At 63.4% G+C, this 25,656-nt stretch carries 24 protein-coding genes; 11 read left to right on the plus strand and 13 right to left on the minus strand.

What is annotated here, in order from left to right; translation table 11 throughout:
* Nucleotides 1-165: 165 nt before the first annotated feature.
* The 3 genes from M5C01_RS07055 to M5C01_RS07065 all read right to left on the minus strand — a co-directional run bounded on the left by M5C01_RS07055 (nt 166) and on the right by M5C01_RS07065 (nt 1,944).
* Nucleotides 166-990 carry a phasin family protein gene (locus M5C01_RS07055; RefSeq protein ID WP_152737765.1) on the minus strand — a complete coding sequence of 275 codons (825 nt, stop codon included), beginning with the start codon at nt 988-990 and terminating at the stop codon, nt 166-168.
* A gap of 10 nt (nt 991-1,000) precedes the next feature.
* Nucleotides 1,001-1,423 carry a phasin family protein gene (locus tag M5C01_RS07060; protein WP_103497708.1) on the minus strand — a complete coding sequence of 141 codons (423 nt, stop codon included), beginning with the start codon at nt 1,421-1,423 and terminating at the stop codon, nt 1,001-1,003.
* Nucleotides 1,424-1,668: 245 nt separating this feature from the next.
* Nucleotides 1,669-1,944, minus strand: a complete 276-nt coding sequence (locus M5C01_RS07065; protein WP_103497709.1) for a polyhydroxyalkanoic acid system family protein — start codon at nt 1,942-1,944, stop codon at nt 1,669-1,671.
* 154 nt (nt 1,945-2,098) lie between these two features.
* Between M5C01_RS07065 and ubiE the strand changes: the two genes are divergently transcribed.
* The 10 genes from ubiE (at nt 2,099) to M5C01_RS07115 (ending at nt 10,394) form a co-directional block, all read left to right on the plus strand.
* The gene (gene ubiE / locus M5C01_RS07070) at nt 2,099-2,869 is read left to right on the plus strand and encodes a bifunctional demethylmenaquinone methyltransferase/2-methoxy-6-polyprenyl-1,4-benzoquinol methylase UbiE (RefSeq protein WP_103497711.1); all 771 of its coding nucleotides are present in this window, start codon (nt 2,099-2,101) and stop codon (nt 2,867-2,869) included.
* Nucleotides 2,869-3,492: an SCP2 domain-containing protein gene (locus M5C01_RS07075; protein WP_103497712.1), complete on the plus strand. Its 624-nt coding sequence runs from the start codon at nt 2,869-2,871 to the stop codon at nt 3,490-3,492. Before ubiE ends, M5C01_RS07075 begins: the two co-directional genes overlap by 1 nt.
* Complete coding sequence (ubiB, locus tag M5C01_RS07080) at nt 3,489-5,090, plus strand: ubiquinone biosynthesis regulatory protein kinase UbiB (RefSeq protein WP_152737766.1); 1,602 nt, start codon at nt 3,489-3,491, stop codon at nt 5,088-5,090. Before M5C01_RS07075 ends, ubiB begins: the two co-directional genes overlap by 4 nt.
* Nucleotides 5,091-5,170: 80 nt before the next feature.
* On the plus strand, nt 5,171-5,563 hold the full coding sequence (hisI, locus tag M5C01_RS07085) for a phosphoribosyl-AMP cyclohydrolase (protein ID WP_152737767.1): 393 nt from the start codon (nt 5,171-5,173) through the stop codon (nt 5,561-5,563).
* A gap of 2 nt (nt 5,564-5,565) precedes the next feature.
* Complete coding sequence (locus M5C01_RS07090; RefSeq protein WP_018929162.1) at nt 5,566-5,898, plus strand: phosphoribosyl-ATP diphosphatase; 333 nt, start codon at nt 5,566-5,568, stop codon at nt 5,896-5,898.
* 23 nt (nt 5,899-5,921) lie between these two features.
* Complete coding sequence (locus tag M5C01_RS07095; RefSeq protein ID WP_103497716.1) at nt 5,922-6,200, plus strand: twin-arginine translocase TatA/TatE family subunit; 279 nt, start codon at nt 5,922-5,924, stop codon at nt 6,198-6,200.
* Nucleotides 6,201-6,210: 10 nt separating this feature from the next.
* Complete coding sequence (gene tatB, locus M5C01_RS07100) at nt 6,211-6,672, plus strand: Sec-independent protein translocase protein TatB (protein ID WP_152737768.1); 462 nt, start codon at nt 6,211-6,213, stop codon at nt 6,670-6,672.
* Nucleotides 6,651-7,454 (plus strand): twin-arginine translocase subunit TatC, encoded by an 804-nt coding sequence (gene tatC, locus M5C01_RS07105; protein ID WP_177103215.1) that lies wholly within the window; start codon nt 6,651-6,653, stop codon nt 7,452-7,454. The genes tatB and tatC overlap by 22 nt, the downstream gene beginning before the upstream one ends.
* On the plus strand, nt 7,451-8,158 hold the full coding sequence (locus M5C01_RS07110; RefSeq protein WP_177103138.1) for a 16S rRNA (uracil(1498)-N(3))-methyltransferase: 708 nt from the start codon (nt 7,451-7,453) through the stop codon (nt 8,156-8,158). Before tatC ends, M5C01_RS07110 begins: the two co-directional genes overlap by 4 nt.
* 292 nt (nt 8,159-8,450) lie before the next feature.
* Nucleotides 8,451-10,394: a methyl-accepting chemotaxis protein gene (locus M5C01_RS07115; RefSeq protein WP_152737769.1), complete on the plus strand. Its 1,944-nt coding sequence runs from the start codon at nt 8,451-8,453 to the stop codon at nt 10,392-10,394.
* Between the two features lie 151 nt (nt 10,395-10,545).
* On the opposite strand, the gene M5C01_RS07120 is transcribed toward M5C01_RS07115, so the two are convergent.
* The 5 genes from M5C01_RS07120 to pip all read right to left on the minus strand — a co-directional run bounded on the left by M5C01_RS07120 (nt 10,546) and on the right by pip (nt 17,625).
* Nucleotides 10,546-11,346, minus strand: a complete 801-nt coding sequence (locus tag M5C01_RS07120; RefSeq protein WP_152737770.1) for a transporter substrate-binding domain-containing protein — start codon at nt 11,344-11,346, stop codon at nt 10,546-10,548.
* Nucleotides 11,347-11,537: 191 nt separating this feature from the next.
* Nucleotides 11,538-14,108: a glucans biosynthesis glucosyltransferase MdoH gene (mdoH, locus tag M5C01_RS07125; RefSeq protein ID WP_152737771.1), complete on the minus strand. Its 2,571-nt coding sequence runs from the start codon at nt 14,106-14,108 to the stop codon at nt 11,538-11,540.
* Entirely contained in the window at nt 14,101-15,954 is a 1,854-nt protein-coding gene (locus tag M5C01_RS07130; RefSeq protein WP_103497741.1) for a glucan biosynthesis protein G, read from the minus strand. The genes mdoH and M5C01_RS07130 overlap by 8 nt, the downstream gene beginning before the upstream one ends.
* Before the next feature lie 265 nt (nt 15,955-16,219).
* Entirely contained in the window at nt 16,220-16,657 is a 438-nt protein-coding gene (dtd, locus tag M5C01_RS07135) for a D-aminoacyl-tRNA deacylase (RefSeq protein WP_152737773.1), read from the minus strand.
* Nucleotides 16,654-17,625 (minus strand): prolyl aminopeptidase, encoded by a 972-nt coding sequence (gene pip, locus M5C01_RS07140; protein WP_103497730.1) that lies wholly within the window; start codon nt 17,623-17,625, stop codon nt 16,654-16,656. Before pip ends, dtd begins: the two co-directional genes overlap by 4 nt.
* Before the next feature lie 272 nt (nt 17,626-17,897).
* Between pip and M5C01_RS07145 the strand changes: the two genes are divergently transcribed.
* Nucleotides 17,898-18,818, plus strand: a complete 921-nt coding sequence (locus M5C01_RS07145; RefSeq protein ID WP_152737774.1) for a hypothetical protein — start codon at nt 17,898-17,900, stop codon at nt 18,816-18,818.
* Nucleotide 18,819: 1 nt separating this feature from the next.
* Here M5C01_RS07145 and hutG read toward each other — a convergent pair whose 3' ends face one another.
* The 5 genes from hutG to hutH (M5C01_RS07170) all read right to left on the minus strand — a co-directional run bounded on the left by hutG (nt 18,820) and on the right by hutH (M5C01_RS07170) (nt 25,652).
* The gene (hutG, locus tag M5C01_RS07150) at nt 18,820-19,623 is read right to left on the minus strand and encodes an N-formylglutamate deformylase (RefSeq protein ID WP_178129795.1); all 804 of its coding nucleotides are present in this window, start codon (nt 19,621-19,623) and stop codon (nt 18,820-18,822) included.
* Between the two features lie 11 nt (nt 19,624-19,634).
* Entirely contained in the window at nt 19,635-20,840 is a 1,206-nt protein-coding gene (gene hutI / locus M5C01_RS07155; RefSeq protein WP_152737775.1) for an imidazolonepropionase, read from the minus strand.
* Between the two features lie 17 nt (nt 20,841-20,857).
* Entirely contained in the window at nt 20,858-22,267 is a 1,410-nt protein-coding gene (locus tag M5C01_RS07160) for an amino acid permease (protein WP_152737776.1), read from the minus strand.
* Between the two features lie 213 nt (nt 22,268-22,480).
* Nucleotides 22,481-24,019 (minus strand): histidine ammonia-lyase, encoded by a 1,539-nt coding sequence (gene hutH, locus M5C01_RS07165; protein WP_103497738.1) that lies wholly within the window; start codon nt 24,017-24,019, stop codon nt 22,481-22,483.
* 109 nt (nt 24,020-24,128) lie between these two features.
* Entirely contained in the window at nt 24,129-25,652 is a 1,524-nt protein-coding gene (hutH, locus tag M5C01_RS07170) for a histidine ammonia-lyase (RefSeq protein WP_103497743.1), read from the minus strand.
* Nucleotides 25,653-25,656: the final 4 nt, after the last annotated feature.

Below are 25,656 nucleotides of genomic sequence, written 5' to 3' on the forward strand. Positions count from 1 at the left end.
GGACTGCAGGAGCAGGGCTTGCCCGCGAAGGCGTCCCTCAGGGCGATGCAAGACTTTCGGACCCCATCGCCAGCAAGCCGACTCCTACAAGAGCGGTGCTCGACAGCCCCACACAAAAACGCCCGACCTTCACAGGCCGGGCGTTTTCATTCAGCGGGCGACGACTCAGGCTTGAGAAGCAGGCGTCGGTGCTGCTGGCGTAGCCGCTGGAGCGGATGCCGGCGCCGGAGCGGCCGAGTTGGCCGCCGATACCGGAGCCACGGCAGGCTTGGCTGCCGCAGCAGGAGCCGGCTTCGCGGCAGCAGGCTTTTTCGCCGCTGCCGGTTTGGCCGCAGGTTTCGCGGCCGGTTTGGCTGCCACAGGCTTGGCCGCCGGTTTCGCCGCTGCTGCCGGTTTGGCGGCAGGTTTCGCTGCCGGCTTGGCAACTGCTTTTGCCGCCGGCTTGGCCGCCGCGGTTTTCGCCGCAGGCTTGGCGGCAGGCTTGGCGGCAGGTTTGGCCGCCGCTTTAACCAGAGGCTTGGCTGCCGCTTTCGCCGCCGGCTTGGCCGCTGCGGTCCCCGCCGAGGCCTTGGGCACCGAGTGACCGGTGAGCGCCTCGATCTGCTTGGTCAAGGTATCGACCTTGCTGTGCAGCGCTTTCACTTCATTGCGGCTCGGTACGCCCAGGCGCGAAATGGCGCTGTTCAAGCGCTTGTCGAAAGCCCCTTCCAACTCGTCCCACTTGCCCAGCGCACGGTCCTTGACCCCTGCGATGCGCGACTTGGCCGAACTGGCGGAGTCCTTGGCCGCGTCGACTTTCTTGTCGACGGCGGTCTTGGTGAGTTTCTCGGCCTTCTCGCCGTCTTTCACCAGGGTCTCGAAGAGTTTGCTGCCGTCGGTATCGATCTTCGAGTACACGCCTAAACCAGCAAGCCAGATTTTGCGGGAGTACTCCTCAACCTTCCCGATCCACGAGCTGCTTTCTTTCTCGGTATTCTTTTTGCCAGCCATCCCGTTCTCCTTAATGTTTACGCGCGACACGTTCGAGCAATGCCGTCAGCTCATCGAGCTTAGCAGAGAGTGTCTCCACATCATGTTTAGACGGAATCCCGATGCGATTCAAGGCACTGGCGACACGGTTGTCAAAGGCCTTCTCGACCTTGTCCAGTTGCACTTCCACCTTGCCCTTGAGGCTGGTGACTTCGCTCTTAACGTTATCGATCTGGCTGTTGGCCGCTTCACGCTGCGCGCCAATCAGTTTTTTGCCTTCTTTTTCAACGTCTTGACCAGCTTCCACGAGTTCCTTGAAGTACTCGCTGCCTTCGCGGCCGACCTTGGTATAAGCGCCCAGACCCGCCAGCCAGATCTTGCGGGCATACACTTTCACCTCAGCCAGGGCGGTTGGCTGACCGTCGGATTTTTTCTTCAGACTTACTTTGGCCATGGTGCACCTCACACGTGAAGGGTTGGAGGATCTGCCCACCGGAATGGGGGCTTATGCACAAAGTAATGACAAAAATTAGAATGGGCACCCTAAAGGCCGGCCCGGTGTCGGAGTGGTGCTTGTTGTGGGAGCGGAGCTTGCCCGCGAAGAGGCCCTTGAAGCCGCTATAGACCTCACGGTGGTGCGGCGATCGACAAGCACCGCTCCCACAAAAGCGCCCCTCTGCCAGGGCGCAGCACAGGTGGTCAGACCAGCGCCTTGTCCAGGGCCTTTTCGATCTCGGCCTTGATGGTGCCGCTCATGGCCGACATCAACAGGCCCAGCTCGACCTCGACGCGGATCGTTTCTTCACTCACATGCACCGCGCCTTTGACCCCGGAACGCTTGAGGTTGAGGGTATCGCCGGACCACTGCGGCTCCAGGCCATACTGCCCGGCCAGCTTCTGCGCCAGTTGGTCGGCCTTCTCGCGTGCACCGGCCTTGCCCAGGCCATGGGCGCGTTCAACACTAATACGGGCCATCGAATGACTCCTGCTCTATCGGGACTTGCCCGGTGATTCCTGACCCTGAATGCGTCAAAACGTCCCGGCGGTTGCCTATCTTACATGCACCCTTGCCAAGACAAAGCCGGCCACCGGGATTAGAATGCCCGCATTCTCTTCTGGTGACAGCGACATGACTGATCAGCGCAAAGGCAGCGATGCCGAACCCACCACGCACTTCGGCTTCAAGAACGTACCGGAAAGCCAAAAGGCCGAGAAGGTCGCCGAGGTGTTCCACTCCGTGGCCGCCAAGTACGACCTGATGAACGACGTGCTGTCCGGTGGCATGCATCGCCTCTGGAAGCGCTTCACCATCGAGCTGTCCGGCGTGCGCACGGGTAACCGGGTGCTGGATATCGCCGGCGGCACCGGCGACCTGGCGCGCAAGTTCTCGCACCTGGTGGGCCCCACCGGCCAGGTGGTATTGGCCGACATCAACGCCTCCATGCTCAAGGTCGGCCGTGATCGCCTGCTGGACCTGGGCGTGGCCGGCAATGTCGAGTTCGTCCAGGCCGACGCGGAAAAACTGCCGTTCCCGGACAACCATTTCGACTGCGTGACCATCGCCTTCGGCCTGCGCAACGTCACCCACAAGGAAGACGCCCTGCGCTCCATGCTGCGAGTCCTCAAGCCCGGGGGCCGCCTGCTGGTGCTGGAGTTCTCCAAGCCGACCAACGCGCTGATGTCCAAGGTCTACGACGCCTATTCGTTCGCCTTCATGCCCCTGGCCGGCAAGCTGATCACCAACGACTCGGAAAGCTATCGCTACCTGGCCGAATCGATCCGCATGCACCCGAACCAGGAAACCCTGAAGTCGATGATGGTGGAAGCCGGTTTCGACCGCGTGACCTACCACAACATGACCGCGGGCATCGTCGCCCTGCATCGCGGCATCAAGCCCTGATGATCCTAAGCGGCCTTCTCGCCGGCGTCGAACACGGTCTCAACCGTGTGTTGCGCCTCGACAGCACGGCCTTGAGCCGCCTGGGCCACCTGACCGGCAAAGTCATCGAAGTCGACTGCGCCAGCCCGGCCCTGAAGCTGTTCATCCTGCCCAGCGACGAAGGCCTGCTGCTGGCCGCGCACTGGGCCGCCGAGGCCGACTGCATTCTCCGCGCCCCGGCTTCGAGCCTAGTGAACCTGGCCCTGAGCCGCGACAAGACCGCCGCGCTCCACAGCCCCGAGGTCGACCTGGAAGGCGACAGCGCGGTGCTGCTGGACCTGGCCGGCGTGCTCCAGGACCTGGAGCTGGACTGGGAGTACGAACTCTCGCGCTGGCTCGGGCCGATCGCCACGCCCCTGCTCAGCGGTCACCTGCGCAGCCGCGCCGGCTGGTACAAGCAGGGCTTTGTCAGCCTGAAGCAGAACCTCGCCGAATACCTCAGTGAAGAGTCCCGTGCCCTGGTCGGCACCCATGAGGCCGAAGCGCGCTTCGCCGAACTGGACCGGGTAAAGCTCGACCTGGAACGTCTCGAGGCGCGTGTCGAGCGCCTTTCCCGATCCCTCAAATCCAGCGATAACGCATGAAGCTGCTTGCCGTCCGCCGTCTGTTGCGCATCCAGCGCGTCGTGATCCGTTACCGTCTCGATGACCTGCTGTTCGAATTGCCCCTGCCCTGGTTCCTCCTGGCGCTGCGCTTTGCCCTGCCCTGGCGCTGGTTCCCGCGCAAGACCCTGGACCTGAGTCGCGGCGCACGCCTGCGCCTGGCCTTGCAGGACCTGGGACCGATCTTTATCAAGTTCGGCCAGATCCTCTCGACCCGCCGCGACTTGCTGCCCGAGGACATCGCCGACGAGCTGATGCTGCTCCAGGACCGCGTGCCGCCGTTCGACTCGCAGACCGCGGTCACGCTGATCGAGGCGCAACTGGGCAAGAAGATCGGCGAAGTCTTCAGCCGCTTCGATATCGAACCATTGGCCTCGGCCTCGGTAGCCCAAGTGCATGCCGCCCAGCTCAAGAGCGGCGAGGAAGTGGTGGTGAAGGTCATCCGCCCCGGCCTCAAGCCGATCATCGCCCAGGACCTGGCGTGGCTGTTCCTCCTCGCCCGGGCCGCCGAGCGGGTCTCGGCCGATGCCCGCCTGCTGCACCCGGTGGACGTGGTCAGCGACTACGAAAAGACCATCTACGACGAACTCGACCTGCTGCGCGAGGCGGCCAACGCCAGCCAGCTGCGGCGCAACTTCGAAGGTTCGGAGATGATGTACGTGCCCCAGGTCTACTGGGACTGGTGCCGGCCGAAAGTACTGGTGATGGAGCGCATCTACGGCATCCAGGTCACCGACCTGGCCACCCTGGCCGACCAGCGCACCGACATGAAAATGCTCGCCGAGCGTGGCGTGGAAATCTTCTTCACCCAGGTATTCCGCGACAGCTTCTTCCATGCCGACATGCACCCCGGCAATATCTTCGTCAGCACCGTGAACCCGTGGAGCCCGAAGTACATCGCCATCGACTGCGGCATCGTCGGCAGCCTGACCCCGGAAGACCAGGATTACCTGGCCCGCAACCTGTTCGCCTTCTTCAAGCGTGACTACCGCCGGGTCGCCCAGTTGCACATCGACTCGGGCTGGGTGCCGGCGCACACCAAGCTCAACGAGTTCGAAGCGGCGATCCGCACCGTCTGCGAGCCGATCTTCGAAAAACCGCTCAAGGACATCTCCTTCGGCCAGGTGCTGATGCGCCTGTTCCAGACCGCGCGGCGCTTCAATATGGAAGTCCAGCCGCAGTTGGTGTTATTGCAGAAAACCCTGCTCAATATCGAAGGCCTGGGCCGCCAGCTGTACCCGGACCTGGACCTGTGGAGCACCGCCCAGCCGTTCCTCGAACGCTGGATGCGCGAGCGTGTCAGCCCGAGAACCCTGCTCGGCAACCTGCACGGCCAGATCGAGCAGTTGCCGCACCTGGCCAATATGACCCGCGACCTGCTCGAACGCATGGCCCAACCCCACGCCAGCAATCCCGAGCCGAAAACCAGGCGCAAGGATGACTGGCTCCTGCGCCTGCTCGGCTGCGCGCATCTCGGCGGCGGCGCGGTACTGGCCGCCGGCGGGCCGTTACAAGAGCTTGGCCACTGGCCAGCGGGTATCATGGTTGCCGTGGGTTTGTATCTGATCGTGCGCCGATAGCCAGTCGGGCCGTGGGCTGGCACACTGTTGATTCGCCGAGGCATCACCACGCGGGTGGTGTCCGGTTGTCGGAGTCGAAGATGAAAGACTGGCTGGACGAGATCAAATGGGACAGTGACGGCCTGGTGCCGGCCATTGCCCAGGATCACAAGACCGGGCGCGTGCTGATGATGGCCTGGATGAACCGCGAAGCGCTGCAACTGACCGCCAGCGAAAACCGCGCCATTTACTGGTCACGCTCCCGTGGCAAGCTGTGGCGCAAGGGCGAAGAGTCGGGCCATGTGCAGCACCTGCACGAAATGCGCCTGGATTGCGACGCCGACGCGATCATCCTGATGGTCGAGCAGGTCGGTGATATCGCCTGCCACACAGGCCGGCACAGTTGCTTCTACCGCGTGTATGAAAACGGCGGCTGGAAGATCGTCGACCCGGTCCTCAAGGACCCGCACAGCATCTACTCGGCAGGACACTGAACATGACTGACACCCTGACCCGTCTGGCCCAAGTGCTGGAAGAGCGCAAAGGCGCCGCCGCCGACAGCTCCTACGTCGCCAGCCTCTATCACAAAGGCCTGAACAAGATCCTGGAAAAGGTTGGCGAAGAGTCGGTCGAGACTATTATTGCTGCAAAGGATGCCGCGATCAGTGGCGACTGCAGCGACGTCATCTACGAAACCGCCGATTTGTGGTTCCACAGTATGGTCATGCTCGCCCAACTGGGGCAGCATCCGCAGGCCGTGCTGGACGAACTGGATCGCCGCTTCGGCCTGTCCGGACACGTCGAGAAGGCCTCGCGCCCGTCCGCCTAACAACTTTCGAGAGGAGCAGCATCATGGGCATTTTTGACTGGAAACACTGGATCGTCATCCTGGTTGTCGTCGTGCTGGTGTTCGGCACCAAGAAACTGAAGAACCTGGGTACCGACGTCGGCGAATCGATCAAGGGCTTTCGCAAGGCCATGAACGACGAAGAAAAGCCTGCCGAGCCGGTGGTCCCCCCTGTCGTGCAACCGGCTCCACCGGTACAGCCACAGGCTACCGCCCAGCAGAACACGCCGCACACCATCGATGTGCAGGCGCAGAAAGTTGACGAGCCCCGCAACAATTCTTGAGTACTGACAAATGTTCGGTATCAGCTTCAGTGAACTGCTGCTCGTGGGCCTGGTGGCCCTGTTGGTGCTCGGCCCCGAGCGCCTGCCCCATGCCGCGCGCACGGCAGGCCTGTGGGTCGGCCGGTTGAAGCGCAGCTTCAACGCGATCAAGCAGGAAGTGGAACGCGAGATCGGCGCCGACGAGATCCGTCGGCAACTGCACAACGAGCACATCCTCTCGCTGGAGCAGGAGGCTCGCAAGATCCTCTCGCCGATCGCCACCAGCACCCCGGCCGAGCCGGTGGTGGAGCAGACGATCCACACCGCTCCACCCGTGTCGACGGAAACCCCGCCGACGCCGGCGAGCACCGCCGAACCGGTAGCGGTACTCGGTGCCGTGGAGCCCGCGCCGCACCTGACAGAACCCGCAAGCACGACGCCAGCCGCCGCGCCTGCGCCTCATGACCCTACATTGCCGCCGCGAGCCCCATGAGCGATATTCCGGAAAACGACCAGCACATGCCGCTGGTTTCGCACCTCACCGAGTTGCGCACCCGCCTGCTGCGCTGTGTCGCGGCGATCTTCCTGATCTTCGCCGGGCTGTTCGCCTTTACCCAGCAGATCTACACCTTCGTCTCGATCCCGCTGCGCCAGTACCTGCCGGCGGGCGCGACGATGATCGCCACCGACGTGTCGTCGCCGTTCCTGACGCCGCTCAAACTGACCATGATGGTCTCGCTGTTCCTGGCCATCCCGGTGATCCTGCACCAGATCTGGGGCTTTATCGCACCGGGCCTGTACAAGCATGAAAAACGCATCGCCGTGCCGCTGCTGGTGTCGAGCATCCTGCTGTTCTACACCGGCATGGCCTTCGCCTACTTCCTGGTGTTCCCGCTGATCTTCAAGTTCTTCGCCGCCGCCACCCCGGCCGGCGTGGAAATGATGACCGATATCACCAGCTACCTCGACTTCGTGATGACGCTGTTCTTCGCCTTCGGCGTGGCCTTCGAAATCCCCGTGGCGGTGGTGCTGCTGGTATGGATAGGCGTGGTCGACGTCAAGTACCTGAAGAAAATCCGTCCCTACGTGGTCATCGGCTGCTTTGTGGTCGGTATGATCCTGACCCCGCCGGACGTGTTCTCCCAGACCCTGCTGGCGGTGCCGATGTGGCTGCTGTTCGAGATCGGCATCCTGTTCGGTGGCCTGGTCCGCAAACGCAGTGACGAAGAGGCCGCCGACCGCGACGACGCCCAGCCGCCAGCCCCGCTGACGTGAACCTGCTGCTTCTGGAGGAGGCCGACTTTATCGCGGCCGACCTCGTGGTGCTGCGGGATCGGCGCCTGACCCATATGCAGGAAGTCCATCGCGTGGCGGTGGGCGACAGCTTGCGGGTCGGGCGTATCGGCGGCCTGATGGGCAGCGCCGAGGTATTGCGCCTGGATACCACGGAAGCCGAGTTGCGGGTCAGCCTGGATCGCGCGCCACCGGCGAAACTGCCGCTGACCCTGATCCTCGCCCTGCCGCGCCCGAAAATGCTTCGCCGGGTGTTCCAGACCGTCGCCACCCTCGGCGTACCGAAAGTGGTGCTGGTGAACAGCTACCGGGTGGAAAAGAGCTTCTGGCAGACCCCGTTCCTCGAACCCGCAGCGATTCGCGAGCAACTGATCCTCGGCCTGGAGCAGACCCGCGACACCGTACTGCCGGAAATCGTTATCGAGAAACGCTTCAAGCCCTTTGTCGAAGACCGCCTGCCGGCCATCAGCGCGGGCACTCTCGGCCTGGTCGGCCACCCCGGCGACTACCCGGCCTGCCCTCGTGGCCTGGATGAGCCGGTGACCCTGGCCATCGGCCCGGAAGGCGGCTGGATTCCTTACGAAATCGACCTGCTGGGCAAGGCCGGGCTGCAACCGGTGCAACTCGGCGAACGCATCCTGCGGGTCGAGACCGCCGTGACCGCCCTGCTCGCCCGGTTGTTCTGATCCACCAATGCTCTTTTCATAGCCCCCTCGCCCAACACCCGGATGTACTCGGTCCCCTGTAGGAGCAGGGCTTGCCCGCGAAGCTTTTGGCGATCTCAAGGTCCTCTTCGCTGGCAAGCCATGCTCCTACAGGTACGCGTTCGACAGGCAGAAAGCAAAAACCTTCACCTTTAAGGGAATCTCCCTACAGCCCATTCAGGTCGCATCTCCCGCGTCCAAGCCGATGACAGAACATGCCCCACGCACTCGCGCGTGAGGGCCATGGACTTATCTGTTTGGCAGGAGATTCACCATGTTCCGTTGGCTGACCCGCGCACTGCGCGACCGCAGTATCCGCTTCAAACTGGCCCTGGGCTTCGGCCTGGTATTGCTCTTGACCCTGGCGATCACTCTCACCGGCTGGCACGCCCTGAGTACCACGGTAGAGCGCTCGCACACGCTGTCGAGCATCGCCCGGCTCAGCCGCCTGACCAGTGACATGCGCGCTGATCGCATCGCCTTCCGGGTGCTGAACGACCCGCAGAGTCGCACCCGGATCACCCGCCAGCTGGCGAGTATCGAGAAACTGCTGACGACGCTCCTGCCGCGCCTGACGGACCCGGGCGAACGACAGATCCTCGCCGACCAGCAGCACGCGGCCCAAGGTTTCCAGACCACCCTCGACGATCTCGATGAAAACCTTCGCGATCGTGACCGCGCCCGCAAGCGGATGAACGCCGGCCTGACCCAGGCCACCCAGGCGGTGGCCCGCTTTGCCGCCCATCAATTGCGCGAAGCCGGCAAGAGTCCCCACGAGCAACAGTGGCAGGCCCCGCTCAAACGGGTCGAAGAACTCCGTCAACTGCTCAACGAGACCCACGCCAGCGTGCAGACACCGGCCTATCTGGCCGATTCGCTGCAAGCCTATTCCGAGCAGGCACTGAAGGCGATCGACCGGCTTGGACAACTTGAAACCCAGGTCACACCGCTGACGGCGCCACTGGCCGACGACTACCAGCGCATGCTGCTGGAACTGCGCCACTACCGCGAGGCCCTGCAGCGTTTCAAGGACGCGCAACTGCTCACCGAGGCGGCCCACAATGTGATGGAAGGCCTGGGCAACCAGCTGCTGGCCGGCAACGAGGATCTCAGCCGCAGCCAGACCCAGGCCCGTGATCGCCAGACCCAGGCGGCGAAATGGCTGCTGGCGAAAATAGCCCTGCTGGCCTGGTTGATCGCGACCCTGGCCGCCTGGGTCCTCAGCCGCCAATTGCTGATCCCGCTCTCACGCAGCCTGAAGCTGGCCCACCATATCGCCGCGGGCGACCTGAGCCGCGATGTGGCGGTGGATCGCCAGGACGAGCTCGGCCAGTTGCAACAGGCCATGCGCGGCATGACCCTGGGCCTGCGGGAGCTGATCCGTGGCATCGGCATCAGCGCTTCGCGGGTGGCCAGCGCCGCCGAGCACCTGTCGACCAGCACCGAGCAGACCGACGCCAGCGTCAGCAGCCAGTACGCCGCCACCGAGCAAGTGGCCGCCGCCATGAAACAGATGAGCGCCAGTGTGCTCGAAGTCGCCCGTCACGCCGAAACCGCCTCCGTGGCAGCCACCCAGGCCGACCAGCAGGCCCGCGAAGGTGACAGCGCCGTGGCCGACGCCATCGAACAGATCGAACAACTCGAGCAATATATGCAACGCTGCTCCCAGGCCATGGGCGGGCTCCAGCGCGAAAGCGAGCGGATCGGCAGCGTGCTCGATGTGATCAAATCGGTGTCCCAGCAAACCAACCTGCTGGCCCTGAATGCCGCCATCGAGGCAGCCCGGGCCGGCGAGGCCGGCAGTGGCTTCGCCGTGGTCGCCGACGAGGTGCGCTGCCTGGCGCAGCGCACCCAGGACTCGGCACAAGAGATCAAGGACCTGATCGTGGCCTTGCAAGGCGGGACCCAGGAGGTCGCGGGCATGCTCGACAACAGCCGCAAACTGACCCGCCACAGCGTCGAGTCGAGCCGCCACAGCGGTGGCAAGCTGGAAGCCATCAGCCGCAGCGTGTCGCAGATCCTCGGGATGAACGAGCAGATCGCCGCCGCCGGCGAAGAACAGAGTGTCGTCGCCGAGCAGATCAGCCGCAGCATGTTGCATGTGCGGGATATGTCACAGCAGACTGCCAACGCCTGTGATGAAACAGCCGCCGCCAGCCTGCAGTTGAGTCAGCTGGGGGCACAGTTGCAGCGGCTGGTGGAGCGTTTCAAAGTCTGAGCCCCCACTCCCTGTTATGCGCGCTTTTGTGGGAGCGGAGCTTGTCGGATCACCGCACCGCCGCGAAGCTTTTGGCGTTCTCACGGGCCTCTTCGCGGGCAAGCTCCGCTCCCACATGAGGTTTGTGCTGCCCGCAAGATCGCGCCCGGGCTCAATCGATCTCGGCCAGCCAGTCGCTGGTCTTGAACCACTTGTCGTGGATCCGATCATAGGTGCCATCTTCGGCGATCTGGTGGAGAAAGTGGTTGATCCAGTTGAGACTGTCGTGGTCGCCCTTCTTCACCCCGAAGGCCAGCGGTTCGTAGGTGAACGGCTGGTCCAGGCACAACAGCTTGCCGTCGCCCAGCTTGTTCACCGCCACCAGGTTGTAGGGGGCGTCATGGACAAAGGCGTCGGCCTTGCCGTCGAGCACGGCCTGCACGCCCTCTTCCTCATTGGCATAGGTGCTCAGTTGGGCTGCGCCCATCATTTTTTTTGCAACGATTTCCCCCGTGGTCCCGGCCTTGGCCGCGATGCGATAGCCGGCCTCGTTGAGGTCCTCGAAACTCTGCACCTTGCTGCCCAGTTCCAGGGGGATCAGCAGCGTCTGCCCGACCACGATAAAGGCATCGCTGAAGTTGAGTCGCAGGTTGCGCTCCTGGGTCAGGGTCATGCCGCTGGCAACCAGGTCGAACTTGTTCGCCAGTAAACCGGGGAGCAACTCGGCGTAAGGACTGGCCACCAGTTCCAGCTTGACCCCCAGCGCCCGGCTCATTTCCCGCAACAGGTCGATTTCGAAGCCAATGATTTCGCCGCGCTTGCTCGTCATTTCGAAGGGGATATACGTGGGATTGGTCCCGACTCTCAGCGTGCCGCGCTTGAGCGCGTCATCAACGGCACCCGCCTGCACCCCACAGGCGTGAGTGAGCACAACGATGCCCAGCAGCAGCATCGACAGAAACCTTTTCATCATGAAACTCCCCAGGGCCGCTTTTCCGGTCGTGCCAGCCTGCGCGAACACACAGTCGCCGTGATCTGGCGGGCACGATTTTGGGGGGCGATCCTAACGTACTCGAGTACGGGGCAACACCAAGGGGGGACGGGTCTTTTGTTACCAAATGACAAAGGGGCCGCGGTGCTTGTCACACCGCGGCCCCTCGGGCGTCAGGCCGGCTGGGCCGGCGCTGTGGCCGGCTGCAGGGGCAGCAACGGCGCATGGGGATCGGCCTTGATCGAGTCGCGCCAGGCGCCCAACCATTCGGCGTGGCCTTCGCTCCAGACCTGCTCATGCAGGCGGGTCAGGGCCACCGGATCGCTCAGCAGGTGCAGCCGCGACTGATTGTCCAGACCGGATGGCCCGACCTTCAGCGCATGCCGAACACGCTCGACACGCAGCCATTCGATCGGCTCGGCGTGGCCGTGACGGGCCGTTGCCAGGGCGCAGGCCAGGGCATTCTGGCGTGGATCGACCACGGCCCGGACAAAGCCGTCATTCAGCGCATGCCAACGGTTTTCGTGGGTGTACTCATCCGTTGCCTGCAGCGCCTGGGGCGGATTGTATTCCTCGGGAATGAGAAACAGGCTCTCATCCCTGGAACGCAAGCCCAGGTTGACCCGACTGGAAATCACCGAGACCGGGATCGACAGCATCAGCGAACCGACGATCGGGGTCAGCCACCAGAGGAAGCTCGGGTTGAGCCAGACCACCAGCAGTGCCCAGAGCGCACCCAACAGGGTTTGCGGACCATGCCGGCGCACCGCTTCGCCCCACGGCGTGGAGTCGTCGTCACGCTGCGGAGAGTTCCAGGTCGCCGCCCAGCCGAGGAACGCGGCCAGGACAAAACGGGTGTGGAAAATCATCCGCACCGGCGCCAGCAACATGGAGAAAAGCATCTCCAGCAGCATCGACAAGGTCACCTTGAACTTGCCGCCGAACTCTTTCGCACCCTTGGCCCAGATCAGGATGATACTCAGCAGCTTGGGCAGGAACAGCAGCACGATGGTGGTGGAGAACAGCGCCACCGCCTTGTCCGGATGCCATTGCGGCCACAGCGGATAGAGCTGGCGCGGCTCCATGAAGTACTGCGGCTCCATCAGCGTGTTGACCGCCAGCAGGGCCGTCGACAGCACCAGGAAGAAGAACCACAGCGGCGCCGACAGGTAGGACATCACGCCGGTGAGGAACACCGCGCGGTGCACCGGGTGCATGCCCTTGACCAGGAACAGGCGGAAGTTCATCAGGTTGCCGTGGCACCAGCGGCGGTCGCGTTTGAGCTCGTCGAGCAGGTTCGGCGGCAGTTCTTCGTAGCTGCCCGGCAGGTCGTAGGCGATCCATACACCCCAGCCGGCACGGCGCATCAGCGCGGCCTCGACGAAGTCGTGGGAGAGGATCGCGCCGGCGAAGGCACCTTTACCGGGTAACGGCGCCAGGGCGCAGTGCTCGATAAACGGCTTCATGCGGATGATCGCGTTGTGACCCCAGTAGTGGGATTCGCCCAGCTGCCAGAAGTGCAGGCCGGCGGTGAACAACGGACCGTAGACGCGGGTCGCGAACTGCTGCATGCGCGCATAGAGGGTGTCCATGCCCGACGCCCGTGGCGCGGTCTGGATGATCCCGGCGTCCGGCGTGGCTTCCATCAACCGCACCAGGCTGGTCAGGCACTCGCCGCTCATGACGCTGTCGGCGTCGAGCACCACCATGTACTTGTAGTCGCCACCCCAACGACGGCAGAAGTCGTCAAGGTTACCGCTCTTGCGCTTCACGCGACGACGGCGACGGCGGTAGAAGATCTTGCCGAAGCCCGAGGCTTCGCGGCAGACATCCAGCCAGGCCTGTTGCTCGGCGACGCAGATATCGGTGTCGTTACTGTCGCTGAGGACGAAGAAGTCAAAGCGGTCCAGGTCACCGGTGGCCGCCACCGACTCGAAGGTCGCCCGCAGGCCGGCAAAGACTCGCGGCACGTCTTCATTGCAGATCGGCATGACGATGGCGGTACGCGCATCCTTGGCGATCGGCTCGCTGCCGGCGCTGGCACCGGAGATACGGTACTTGTCGTGCCCGGTGAGCAATTCGAGAAAGCCCATCAGCGCGGTCCAGAAACCCGCCGAAACCCAGCAGAACAGAATCCCGAACAGCACCAGGATGCTGGTTTGCAGCAGATAAGGCAGCACTTGCTGGGCGGTCTGCAACAGCGGTTGATGCACCACTTCGTTGAGATCGACGAAGGCCCAGCCCTGGTAAGGCATGATGCCTTTCATATACCAGCCGGCAACGATGGTCTGGCCAAGCATCAACACCAGCAGGATATAGCGACGAATCGAACCCACGGTGCGCCAGCGCGCATGGGGCAGGTCGCGTTTGTCGTCCTTGGGCACCGGCGGATTGCTCCGTCCGGTCATACGCCGCCAGCCGCGCACCAGGATATTGGTGCGCCACGGCTCCGGGACCACCTTGGTCCGGCGGATCGGCGGCGTGGCCTTGAGGCGCACGCGCCCGGAAGCATCCACCGCGAGCATCTCGGCGTCTTCCAGCTCGGCGGCCGAATCGAGGGTCAGGCGGCGCCCCACCGAAGCCTGCGCGGCCTCGGCGGAGTCAAGCAGCGGTTGTTCGCTCAGGCGCTCGTGCAGTTCGGCGAACGAGGTACAGTTCGCCAGCTCCGCACGTTGCTCATTGCTCAGCGGCAAGTGTGCCAGGTACTCGAAAAGAGCCTCTGGCTGTACGTTTGGGTTACTCATCGGCAGGCAACTGGTAGCTCCAGGTCTCGGTCAGGACTTGCTCAGTCGGCACCGGTTCCGGGGTGATAGGGGCAGCCTCGGGAGCCGGCGCCGCGGCGTCGTGCTCTTTCTTGTCCTGGGCGGGCTCTTTCTTATCCTGGGCCGGATCCTTCTTGTCCTGGACCGGCTCTTTCTTATCCTGGGCCGGATCCTTCTTCTCCTGAGCCTGCTCTTTCTTCTCCAGGGCCTTCTCTTTCTCCTGCTGCTTGGCCGCAACCTTGTCGGCCTTGACCACCTGGGAAGAGACCGCAACCTTGGCCGGATCCGCCGTGGCGAGGTCCTTGACCAGGTTCGCGCGCAGCTCGGTGGCCTTGCCCGGATCCTTGACCTTCAGGCGCAGGGTCAGGCGCCAGCCCTGGGTTTCCGGGTTGTAGCGCAGGCTGTTTTCCACCAGTTCGGCGTTGTCGCCGACGCTGACCTGGCTGCGTACCGGCGCGTCTTCAGGCAGGGCCTTGAGGGACGGACCTTCGAAGTCGATCAGGTAGGCCACGCTGCCGTCCGGCTGACGGATCAGGTTGGATTGCTTGACGTCGCCGGTGGACTTCAGGGTCTGCTTGACCCAGGCGCCGTCCGGCGAATGCAGGGCCGCTTCATCAGTGGTCCAGTGCAGGCGATAGGCGAAGTTCATCGGCTGACCGGTGTCGGCGCGTTCGGCCGGGTTCCAGAAAGCCACGATGTTGTCGTTGGTTTCGTCGGCGGTCGGAATCTCCACCAGGTCGACGGTGCCCTTGCCCCAGTCGCCCTTGGGCTCGATCCAGGCGCTTGGGCGCTTGTCGTAACGGTCGTCAAGGTCTTCGTAGTGGCTGAAATCACGGCCACGTTGCAGCAAGCCGAAGCCCCGTGGGTTTTCCACGGAGAAATTGCTCACCGACAGGTGTTTCGGGTTGTTCAGCGGACGCCAGACCCACTCGCCATTGCCGGCATGGATCGACAGGCCGCTGGAGTCATGCAGCTCGCGACGGTAGTTGAGGACCTTGGACGGCTGGTTGGCGCCGAACAGGAACATGCTGGTCAACGGCGCTACGCCGAGCTTGCCGACCTTGTCACGCAGGAACATCTGCGCCTTCACGTCGACGATGGTGTCGGTGCCCGGACGCAGGATCAGGCGGTAGGCGCCGGTAGCCCGTGGCGAGTCCAACAGGGCGAAAATCACCAGGTGCTTGTCGGTCGGCTTCGGTTGCTGGATCCAGAACTCGGTGAAGCGCGGGAACTCTTCGCCGGACGGCAAGGCAGTGTCGATGGCCATGCCACGGGCCGACAGGCCATAGGTCTGGCCCTTGCCGACGACGCGAAAGTAACTCGCGCCGAGCATGGTCATGATCTCGTCCTGCTTGTCCGCCTTGTTGATCGGGTAAAGCACACGAAAGCCGGCATAACCCAGCTGTTCGGTGGATTTAGGATCGAACTTGACGTCACCGAAATCGAAACGGGTCGGGTCGTACTTGATTTCTTTCACATCGTCGGCGGTGATTTCGTTGATTTTCACCGGCGTATCGAAGTGCATGCCCTGATGGTAGAACGACAGTTTGAAGGGGGTTTTCTCGCCCGCCCATTCGGCCTTGTCGGTCAGGAAACGGATTTTCTGGTAGTCCGCGAACTTCATGTCACGGAACTCGTTCGGCAGATTGCTGCGCGGAGCTTCGTATTTCTGCCCGGCCAGCGTCTTGGCCTTGGCCGACACATCATCCAGATTGAACGCAAAGAGTTGGCCGGCGCTGAGCAGGCAAAGCAGTGCCGAGCCCGCCACCAGTGCTTTTCTCAACCCTTTGGCGGTCAGTGTTGGAGCATTACAGGGACTAACAATCACGAGCAACCCTCGCCGAAAACAGATCAAAAACCAACGGCTAGCTATCTATATGCCAGGTTGGCGAGCATTGTTCCGACTCCCATGGGGGCAAATGATTCCCCAAACGGTCACGGACAAGTCTCTACCTAAGTCAAATTGGACCAACGAACGCCGATCCCCGTAGCGCGCGATTATCTAGTAGGCCGCGTTACAACGCATCAGGTGAAACAAAGTATTTATCGCGAAAACCTCCTGTTTTCAGCCAAGTACGTCGTTTTTGATGCATTCAGGTCTGTAACAGGAAGGTCACAGGGCCATCATTGACCAGATGTACCTGCATGTCCGCCCCGAAACGCCCGGTCGCCACCTGCCCATGCAAGCGTTGCGCCTGTGCCACTACGTAGTCGAACAACACCTCGGCGAGCGCCGGAGGCGCCGCCGTGGAGAAGCTCGGACGCAATCCACTCTGGGTATCGGCCGCCAGGGTGAACTGCGACACCAGCAGCAACCCGCCGCCGGTGTCCGCCAGGGACAAGTTCATCTTGCCCTGCGGATCACTGAACACCCGATAGTTAAGCAGCTTCTTCAGCAGTTTGTCGGCCTGTGCCTGGGTATCGCCCGGTTCCACCGCCAGCAGCACCAGCAACCCCTGGTCGATGGCCCCGACGATTTCTCCCGCCACTTCCACCCGCGCGCCGCTGACCCGTTGCAACAGCCCCTTCATGCTTCTTCGAGAGGCAGGTCGAGCAGGCGTCGGGCCATCTGGTCGGCCGCGCGTACCAGGGCATCGGTGATCCCCGGCTCGGAAGCCGCGTGACCGGCATCGCGAATCACCTGCAACTCGCTGTTGGGCCAGGCCTGGTGCAACTCCCAGGCGTTGTCCAATGGGCAGATCGCATCGTAGCGACCGTGCACGATCACCCCCGGCAGGTGGGCGATCTTGTCCATGTCGCGGATCAGTTGGTTGGGTTCGAGAAAGGAGTTGTTGGTGAAGTAGTGGCATTCGATCCGGGCAATCGACAGCGCGCGCTGCGGCTCGGAGAAGCGATCGACCACCAGCGGGTTCGGGCGCAGCGTCGCGGTACGGCCTTCCCACAGGGACCAAGCCTTGGCCGCGTGCATCTGGGCGATCTGGTCGTTGCCGGTCAGACGCTTGTGGAATGCGTTGAGCAGGTCGTCGCGCTCATCCAGCGGGATCGGCGCCATGTAGTCCTGCCAGTAATCCGGGAACAGACGGCTGGCCCCGCTCTGGTAGAGCCAATCGACGTCCTGTGGCCGGGCCAGGAAAACCCCCCGCAGGATCAGGCCATGCACCCGCTCCGCGTGGGTCTGGGCGTAGGCCAGGGACAGCGTCGAGCCCCAGGAGCCGCCGAACAGCACCCATTTTTCAATCCCCAGGTGCTGGCGAATCCGCTCGAGGTCCGCCACCAGGTCCCAGGTGGTGTTGTTCTCCAGGCTCGCATGGGGGGTTGAGCGCCCGCAACCGCGCTGGTCGAAGGTGATGATACGAAACAGGTTGGGGTCGAAATAGCACCGGCTCTGCGCATCGCAACCGGCTCCCGGGCCTCCGTGGATAAAGACCACCGGCAAGCCTTCCGGCGAACCACTTTCATCGACATACAGTACATGCGTTTCATCCACGGCCAGATCGTGCCGGGCGTAGGGTTTGATCTGCGGGTACAAAGTCTGCATCACGCGCTCCGTAGGGGTCGAGGTCATCCCTGATGGGGACTTCATATTATTCTGCCGTCCGGCATCATAAACCCGAATCGCGGAATCGGCATGCCCTTGTCAAAAGTGCGGGTGTACAGACGTATTTGTCGCACTTTCCCTTCCGTCGGACGCTGCCTAGCCGTTCGGTCAGTGTTCAAGCCGGCCCGATAAACGCTTCAATAGCCAGGTCACGTAGAGCGGCAGGAGCCGTTCTGCCGGGGTAGCCGTGCAAAAGTGAAAGGGAGTTTCCAATGCAACAAGACTGTTTGCCGGGCCTGCTTTCCTACCCGGAGAAAGCCATCATCCTCGCTGACAACGAAATGTTTATCCGTGCCCTCTCCGAACTGGGGCTGGATGCCGCCGTCGTCGACTCGACCGAACCGCTGCCGGCGCAAAGCCTGGTGTTTTCCTTTACCAGGCGGGGCGCCCGGCAATTCTATGAGCGCGCGGCCAGGACCCGGGACAAACAATGCATTCTCTGCCCGTTGCACGCTTTCGATTCAGGCCTGGAAAATGCGCTGTACAGCCTGATGCTGTTACTGCGCAGCGATTTCGCCGACTGCCTGAGGCGCCAGCGCGACCATCTCAGGCTCTTGAGCCGGCACCAACGCCTGCATCTGGTCGGAGAGGGATCGCGGGCCGATGTCTGGTTGAAAAGCCGTTCGGCCCCCTATGTCACGACCCGCGACGAGATCAGCGAGCGGTTCGTATTGTCCGTCTCGGAATTGTTCGAGGTGCATTACGCGCACATGCGCCCGGACAGCCCCGACCTCTTCCAATTGAACGGTATCCTGCGCATCAGCGGCCTGCTGACCTCCCAGGGCCGTCGCCGGACGCCGCTGGCCAGCGGCGTCGACGAACAGTTGCTGGAACTGACCCAGCGTGTCGCCCGGCACCAGGCCTGGCTGCACATCGAACACAACCAGGTGCGCTCCTTCAAGGTCGCCGGGCAGGAATATGCCGGCCTGCTGGCGCGGGCCGCGGGCGACCGGGGGTTGTTCCTCAGCGAGTTCGCCATTGGCGTCAACGACACCATCGGACCGAATATCAACTACAGCCACAACTCGCCGATGAACGAAGGCGTCAGCGGCGTGCATGTAGGCCTGGGGGACGGCGCCAGCGGTTATCACATCGACTTCCTGAGCCCGGGCGTCGAGGTGCTCCCGGGATAAATCAGCGCCCGTAGTGCTCGCGGCCCCAGTCCAGCAGGCCTTGCAGCAGTTCCTTGAGCACGACCCGCGTCGGTTCCGCCAGGTCGCTGCGGTAGTTGAACGGTTCGAACTCTTCCATGTAGGTGCACTGCCCCAGTTCGAGCTGCACCGCGTGGATGTTCTGCGCCGGGTCACCATAGTGACGGGTGATATGCCCGCCCTTGAAGCGCCCGTTCAGCACATGGCTATAAGCCGGATGCCCGGCACAGATGCCTTCCAGCCGAGCCGCCAGTTGCGGGTCACAACTGGCACCGTTGAAGGTGCCCAGGTTGAAGTCCGGCAGCTTGCCGTCAAACAGGTGCGGGATCACCGAGCGGATCGAGTGGGCGTCGAACAACAAGGCGTAACCGAACTCGGCCTTGAGTCGCGCCAGTTCCTGCTGCAAGGTCTGGTGATAAGGCGTCCAGACCTGCTCCAGGTAGTTCGCCCGCTCTTCGGCCGACGGCACCTGCCCCTCGACGAACAACGGCACGCCGTCGAACAAGGTGGCCGGGTACAGTCCGGTGGTGGCGCCGACATACAGCGGCTTGTCGTCGGACGGCCGGTTCAGGTCGATGACAAACCGCGAATAACCGGCCGCCAGGGTGCTGGCACCCAGTTCGGCGGCGAAATCATAGAGCCGCGGGATGTGCCAGTCGGTGTCCGGCAGGCTTTGCGCCTCGGGGACCAACCCGGCCTTGACCGCCGGGGTCAACTGCACACCGGCATGGGGCATGCTGATCAACAGCGGCACGCGACCTTGTTTGAAACTCAGAACGTTATCCACAGGACAATCTCCTAGATCAATACTTCGACACCATGGCGCACCACGCGCTTGCTCAGGTCACCGCCCAGCCAGTAGGCCAGGTCCGCCGGGCGTTCGATCCGCCAGGCGACGAAATCCGCAACCTTGCCGATCTCCAGCGAACCGTGGGTAGCACCCATGCCCAACGCCGTGGCGGCATGCTGGGTAACACCGGCCAGGGCTTCTTCCGGGGTCATGCGGAACAGGGTGCAGGCCATGTTCAGCATCAAGCGCAGGGACAGCGCCGGCGAGGTGCCAGGGTTGAGGTCGCTGGCGATGGCCATCTTCACACCGTGCTTGCGCAGGGCATCCATCGGCGGCAACTGGGTTTCGCGCAGAAAGTAGAACGCCCCGGGCAACAGCACCGCGACGGTACCGGAGGCGGCCATGGCGATGGCGTCCTCTTCGGTCATGAATTCCAGGTGGTCCGCCGACAGCGCCTGGTAACGCGCCGCCAGGCTCGAACCATGCAGTGACGACAGCTGCTCGGCATGCAGCTTTACCGGCAGGCCCAGTTGCTGCGCGACCTTGAATACCCGCTCGACCTGATCGGGGGAAAACGCCAGGTATTCGCAGAAGGCATCCACCGCATCCACCAGGCCTTCGGCCGCCAGGGCCGGAAGCATTTCGCTGCAGATATGCTCGATATAATCGTCGGCCCGCCCGACATATTCCGGCGGCAAGGCATGGGCGGCCAGGCAGGTGCTGCGCACACTGACCGGCAGCTCGGCGCCGAGACGGCGAATCACCTTGAGGATCTTGCGCTCGCTGTCCAGGTCCAGGCCGTAGCCGGACTTGATCTCGACGCTGGTCACACCGTCGCGCAGCAGGCAGGTCAGGCGTTGCCGGGCGCTGGCGAAGAGCTCGTCCTCGCTGGCGGCACGGGTCGCCCGCACGGTGCTGGCAATCCCGCCACCGGCGGCGGCGATCTCGGCATAACTCACGCCTTGCAGGCGCTGCTCGAATTCACCGCTGCGGTTGCCGCCGAACACCGTGTGGGTGTGGCAATCGATCAGCCCCGGCGTGACCCAGGCGCCGTCCAGATCCTCGACCCGGGGATAATCCGCCGCCGGCAGTTCGGCGCGCGGGCCGATCCACTCGATCGTCGACGCCACGGTCACGATGGCGGCATCCTCGATGATCGAGTAAGTGCCTTGCGCCATGCTTGCAACGTGACAGTTCTGCCAAAGCGTTTTCATCCGGGGCCTCCGTTAGGTTATCGATGAGACAAAGCAGGTTCTTGCTGAGCGCCTGCGGCCTGGGCCGCCTTCGGCTTGACCCAGACCTGGTAGGCCAGCACCAGCAGGCCGATCCAGATCGCACCGACGATCAGCGCCGGCCGGGTGTCGGGGAAATAGCCCAGCACGCCGAAGATAAACACCATGAAGGCAATCGCCGCCATCGGCGCATAGGGCCAGAACGGCACCGGGAACTTCAGTTGCGCGGCCTGTTCACGGCTCATGGAACGGCGCATGGCCACCTGGGTGACCAGAATCATGATCCACACCCACACCGTGGCGAAGGTGGCGATGGACGCGATCAGCAGGAATACATCTTCCGGGATCAGGTAGTTGAGCAGCACCCCCAGCAGCAGCGCGGCGGCCATGACCACCACGGTCATCCACGGCACACCGGCGCGGGACAGCTTGGCAAAGGCCTTCGGCGCATGACCTTGCTCGGCCAGGCCGTACATCATGCGCCCGGCGCCGAAGATATCGCTGTTGATGGCGGAAATCGCCGCCGAGATCACCACGATATTGAGGACTGTCGCCGCCGAGCCGATCCCCAGGTTCTGGAAGATCTGCACGAAGGGACTGCCTTGGCTACCGATCTGCTGCCACGGGTAGAGGGACATCAGCACGAACAGGGTCAGCACGTAGAACAGCAGGATGCGCAGTGGCACCGCGTTGATCGCCTTGGGGATCACCCGCTGCGGGTCCTGGGCTTCACCGGCGGTGACACCGATGATCTCGATACCGCCGAAGGCGAACATGACCACCGCGAACGAGGCGATCATCCCGGCCGCGCCGTTGGGCATGAAGCCGCCGTTGCTCCAGAGGTTACTGATACCGACGCTCGCCGAGGGCGTGGCCGTGCTGATGCCGAAGAACATAATGCCGAAGCCGCCGAGGATCATCGCGACAATGGCGCCGACCTTGAGCAGCGAAAGCCAGAACTCCATTTCGCCGAAGACCTTGACCGTGCACAGGTTCAGCGCGCCGATAAAGAAGACCACGCCGAGCACCCAGACCCAGCGATCGACGTCGGGAAACCAGAAGCCCATATAGATGCCGAAGGCCGTGACGTCGGCCAGGCCGACGATAACCATCTCGAATGCATAGGTCCAACCGAGGATAAAACCGGAACGGGGACCGATGTAGGTGCTGGCGTAGTGGCCGAAGGAACCGGCGACCGGATCGTGCACGGCCATTTCGCCGAGGGCGCGCATGACCATGAACACTGCGGCACCGCCGATCAGGTAGGCCAGCAGCACGGCCGGACCGGCCATCTGGATGGCCGAGGCGGAGCCGTAGAACAGCCCGGTGCCGATAGCGGACCCCAGGGCCATGAAGCGAATATGTCGGGCCGAAAGCCCGCGTTTCAAACCTTTGACTTGCTGTTGCATTGCTCGTCCTTAATTATTCTTATCGGTAAAACTCGATGAGAATCAGACTGATGGCGAGTGTCTTGCGACCGCCCGGCCGCAAAAGGGGTCGCAGAGTACCCAACCCGGCACGCGCAGGCAAAACGCATCGGCCGGGTGGCAACAACCCGCAAACTGGCTGACCCGCCGCCTTGTGACGAGCGAGCTCAACCCCAGTCCGTTCTCGGGCAACGCTTACAGGCTTGGCAGCAACTTCGCCGGGACCAGGGCATTCAGGCAACGGGAAGCCAGCAACTCGGTCGCCGCCTCGATATCCGGGGCAAAGAAACGGTCCTTCTCGTAGTACGCCACTTCCTCACGCAAGGTCGCCCGCGCGGTTTCCAGGGCCGGCGAGGTTTTCAGGCCATTGCGCAGGTCCAGACCCTGGCAAGCCGCCAGCCATTCCACCGCCAGAATCCCACGGGTATTTTCAGCCATTTCCCACAGACGCTTGCCAGCTGCCGGGGCCATCGACACATGGTCTTCCTGGTTCGCGGAAGTCGGCAGGCTGTCGACGCTGTGGGGGTGCGCCAGGGCCTTGTTCTCGCTGGCGAGGGCCGCGGCGGTCACCTGGGCGATCATGAAGCCGGAGTTGACGCCGCCATTGGCCACCAGGAACGGCGGCAGTTGCGACATATGCTTGTCCATCATCAGCGAGATGCGGCGCTCGCTCAGGGAACCGATTTCGGCAATCGCCAACGCCAGGTTGTCAGCGGCCATGGCCACCGGCTCGGCGTGGAAGTTGCCGCCCGAGATCACATCGCCTTCTGCGGCGAACACCAGCGGGTTGTCGGACACCGCGTTGGCTTCGATCACCAGCACTTCGGCGGCCTGGCGGAACTGGGTCAGGCAGGCGCCCATGACCTGTGGCTGGCAACGCAGGGAGTACGGGTCCTGGACCTTCTCGCAGTTCTCGTGGGAGTCGGACACTTCGCTGCGCTCGCCCAGCAGGTGGCGATAGGCGGCAGCCGCATCGATCTGGCCATGTTGACCACGGGCGGCATGGATACGCGAGTCGAACGGCGAACGCGAACCCAGTACCGCTTCAACCGTCAGCGCACCGCTGACCAGGGCGCCGGCGAACAGGTCTTCGCCTTCGAACAGACCGCGCAGGGCAAAGGCGGTGGACACCTGGGTGCCGTTGAGCAGCGCCAGGCCTTCCTTCGCGGCCAGGGTCAGCGGTTGCAGGCCGGCCTGTTTCAGCGCGGCGTGGGCGTCCAGCCATTCACCCTTGTAGCGGGCCTTGCCTTCACCCAGCAGAACCAGGGACATATGGGCCAGCGGCGCGAGGTCGCCGGAAGCACCGACCGAACCTTTCAGCGGAATATGCGGGTAGACCTCGGCATTGATCAGGGCGATCAGGGCGTCGATCACCTGGCGGCGAATCCCGGAGAAACCACGGCTCAGGCTGTTGACCTTGAGCACCATGATCAGGCGTACCAGCGCATCGCTGATCGGCACGCCGACACCGGCGGCATGGGACAGCACCAGGGAGCGCTGGAGGTTTTCCAGGTCTTCGCTGGCGATACGGGTCGAGGCCAGCAGGCCGAAACCGGTGTTGATGCCGTAGGCGGTGCGGTTTTCGGCGAGGATCTGTTCGACGCAAGCCACGCTGGCTTCGATCTGTGCCGAGGCACTGTCGTCCAGGGTCAGTTTCACCGGCTGCTGGTAGATGGCACGCAGTTGGGCCAGGCTCAGTTGGCCGGGAATCAGGTTCAACGCAGTCACATTCATGCTCCTTTTGAGAGTTTTATCAACTACCAGACGCTCCGGAAGCTTCCGTTATCCGTCGCCGCCGACTTTTTGAGCCGGAGGCGCCTTGGCACGCTGGTTATTCGTGGAATCAGTGCAGGTCGGGAAACCTGCCCTGGATCAATAGTGGGTCCTTGAGCAGGCTCGCCGCGCTGGCGATATCCGGCGCCAGCCAGCGGTCCTGGTCGTAGGCCGGAACACGCTCGCGCAGCAGTTTCCAGGCACGCTCGGTGCCGGCGCCGAAGCGCTGCTCCTTGAGGAATTCAAAGGCCTGGGCCGCCAGCAGGTACTCGATGGCGAGGATCTGCGTACAGTTTTCCAGGGCCCGGTGCAATTTCAGCGCGGCGTTGGTGCCCAGGCTCAGGTGGTCTTCCTGCAGGCCCGAGGTGACGTAGTTGTCGAGCACCGCCGGCTGCGCCAACTGGCGGTTTTCCGCACAGAGGGACGCGGCGACGTACTGCACGATCATCATCCCGGAGTTGACCCCGGGGTTGCTCACCAGGAACGCCGGCAGGCCGCTGACATGGGGGTTGATCAGGCGATCGAGACGGCGTTCGGCAATCGAGCCGATTTCCGCCATGGCGATTGCCAGCAGGTCCGCCGCCAGGGCGACCGATTGGCCATGGGGGTTGGCCTGGGACATCACCCGGTAGTTGTCCGGCGTACCCAACAGCAACGGGTTGTCGGTGCAGCCGTTGAGTTCGATTTCGATCTGCCGGGTGGCGTGAGCCAGCTGGTCGCGGGCGGCACCGTGGACTTGCGGGATCGAACGCAGGCTCAGGGCGTCCTGGGTGCGAATACCCAGGCTGGCGGCGATCACTTCGCTGCCGTCGAGCAGGCTGCGCAGGTTGTTGCCGACCTGCTGCATGCCGGGATGGGGCTTGAGTGCGATGATTTGCGCATCAAACGCGGCGATCTGCCCGCGCTGGGCCTCGAAGCTCATGGCCCCTACCACATCGGCCCATTGCAGCAGGCGGGTCGCGTCGGCCAGGGCCAGGCAGCTCAGGCCGGTCATGCACGGCGTGCCGTTGACCAGGCAGAGACCGTCCTTGGCCCCCAGTTGCACCGGTTGCAGGCCTTCGGCGGCCAGGGCCTGGTGCGCCGGAACGATCTGCCCGCGATAGCTCACCTGGCCAACACCGAGCAGGGCGATGCCGATATGGGCCATATGGGTCAGGTAACCCACCGAGCCCTGGGCCGGCACTTGCGGGGTGATACCGCGGTTGAGCAGGGCCAACAGGGCTTCGACCACCTGGCGGTGCAGGCCGGATTTGCCGTGGCTGTAGTTGACGATGGCGGCGCAGAGGATGGCCCGGGTCTGTTCGTCGGGCAGCGGCGCGCCGACGCCGCAGGCATGGCTGAGCAGGGTGTTGCGCGACAACTGGCTGAGTTGTTCGCCGGACAGCGAGACATTGCATAGCGCGCCGAGGCCGGTGTTCACGCCATAGGCGCGCTCACCGCTGACAACGATGCGCTGGACGATGGCCTGGGCGTTGTCGATCCGCGCCCAGGTCTGCGGCGCCAGTTCGAGCAACGCGCCATGACGGGCCACCGCGACCACATCCTGCCAACGCAAGGGGGCGTCGGCGATAACGATTTTTTCAGCCTGGGACATCTTC

The organism is Pseudomonas sp. MWU12-2319, assembly GCF_023242525.1.
GTDB classification, from domain to species: domain Bacteria; phylum Pseudomonadota; class Gammaproteobacteria; order Pseudomonadales; family Pseudomonadaceae; genus Aquipseudomonas; species Aquipseudomonas gingeri_D.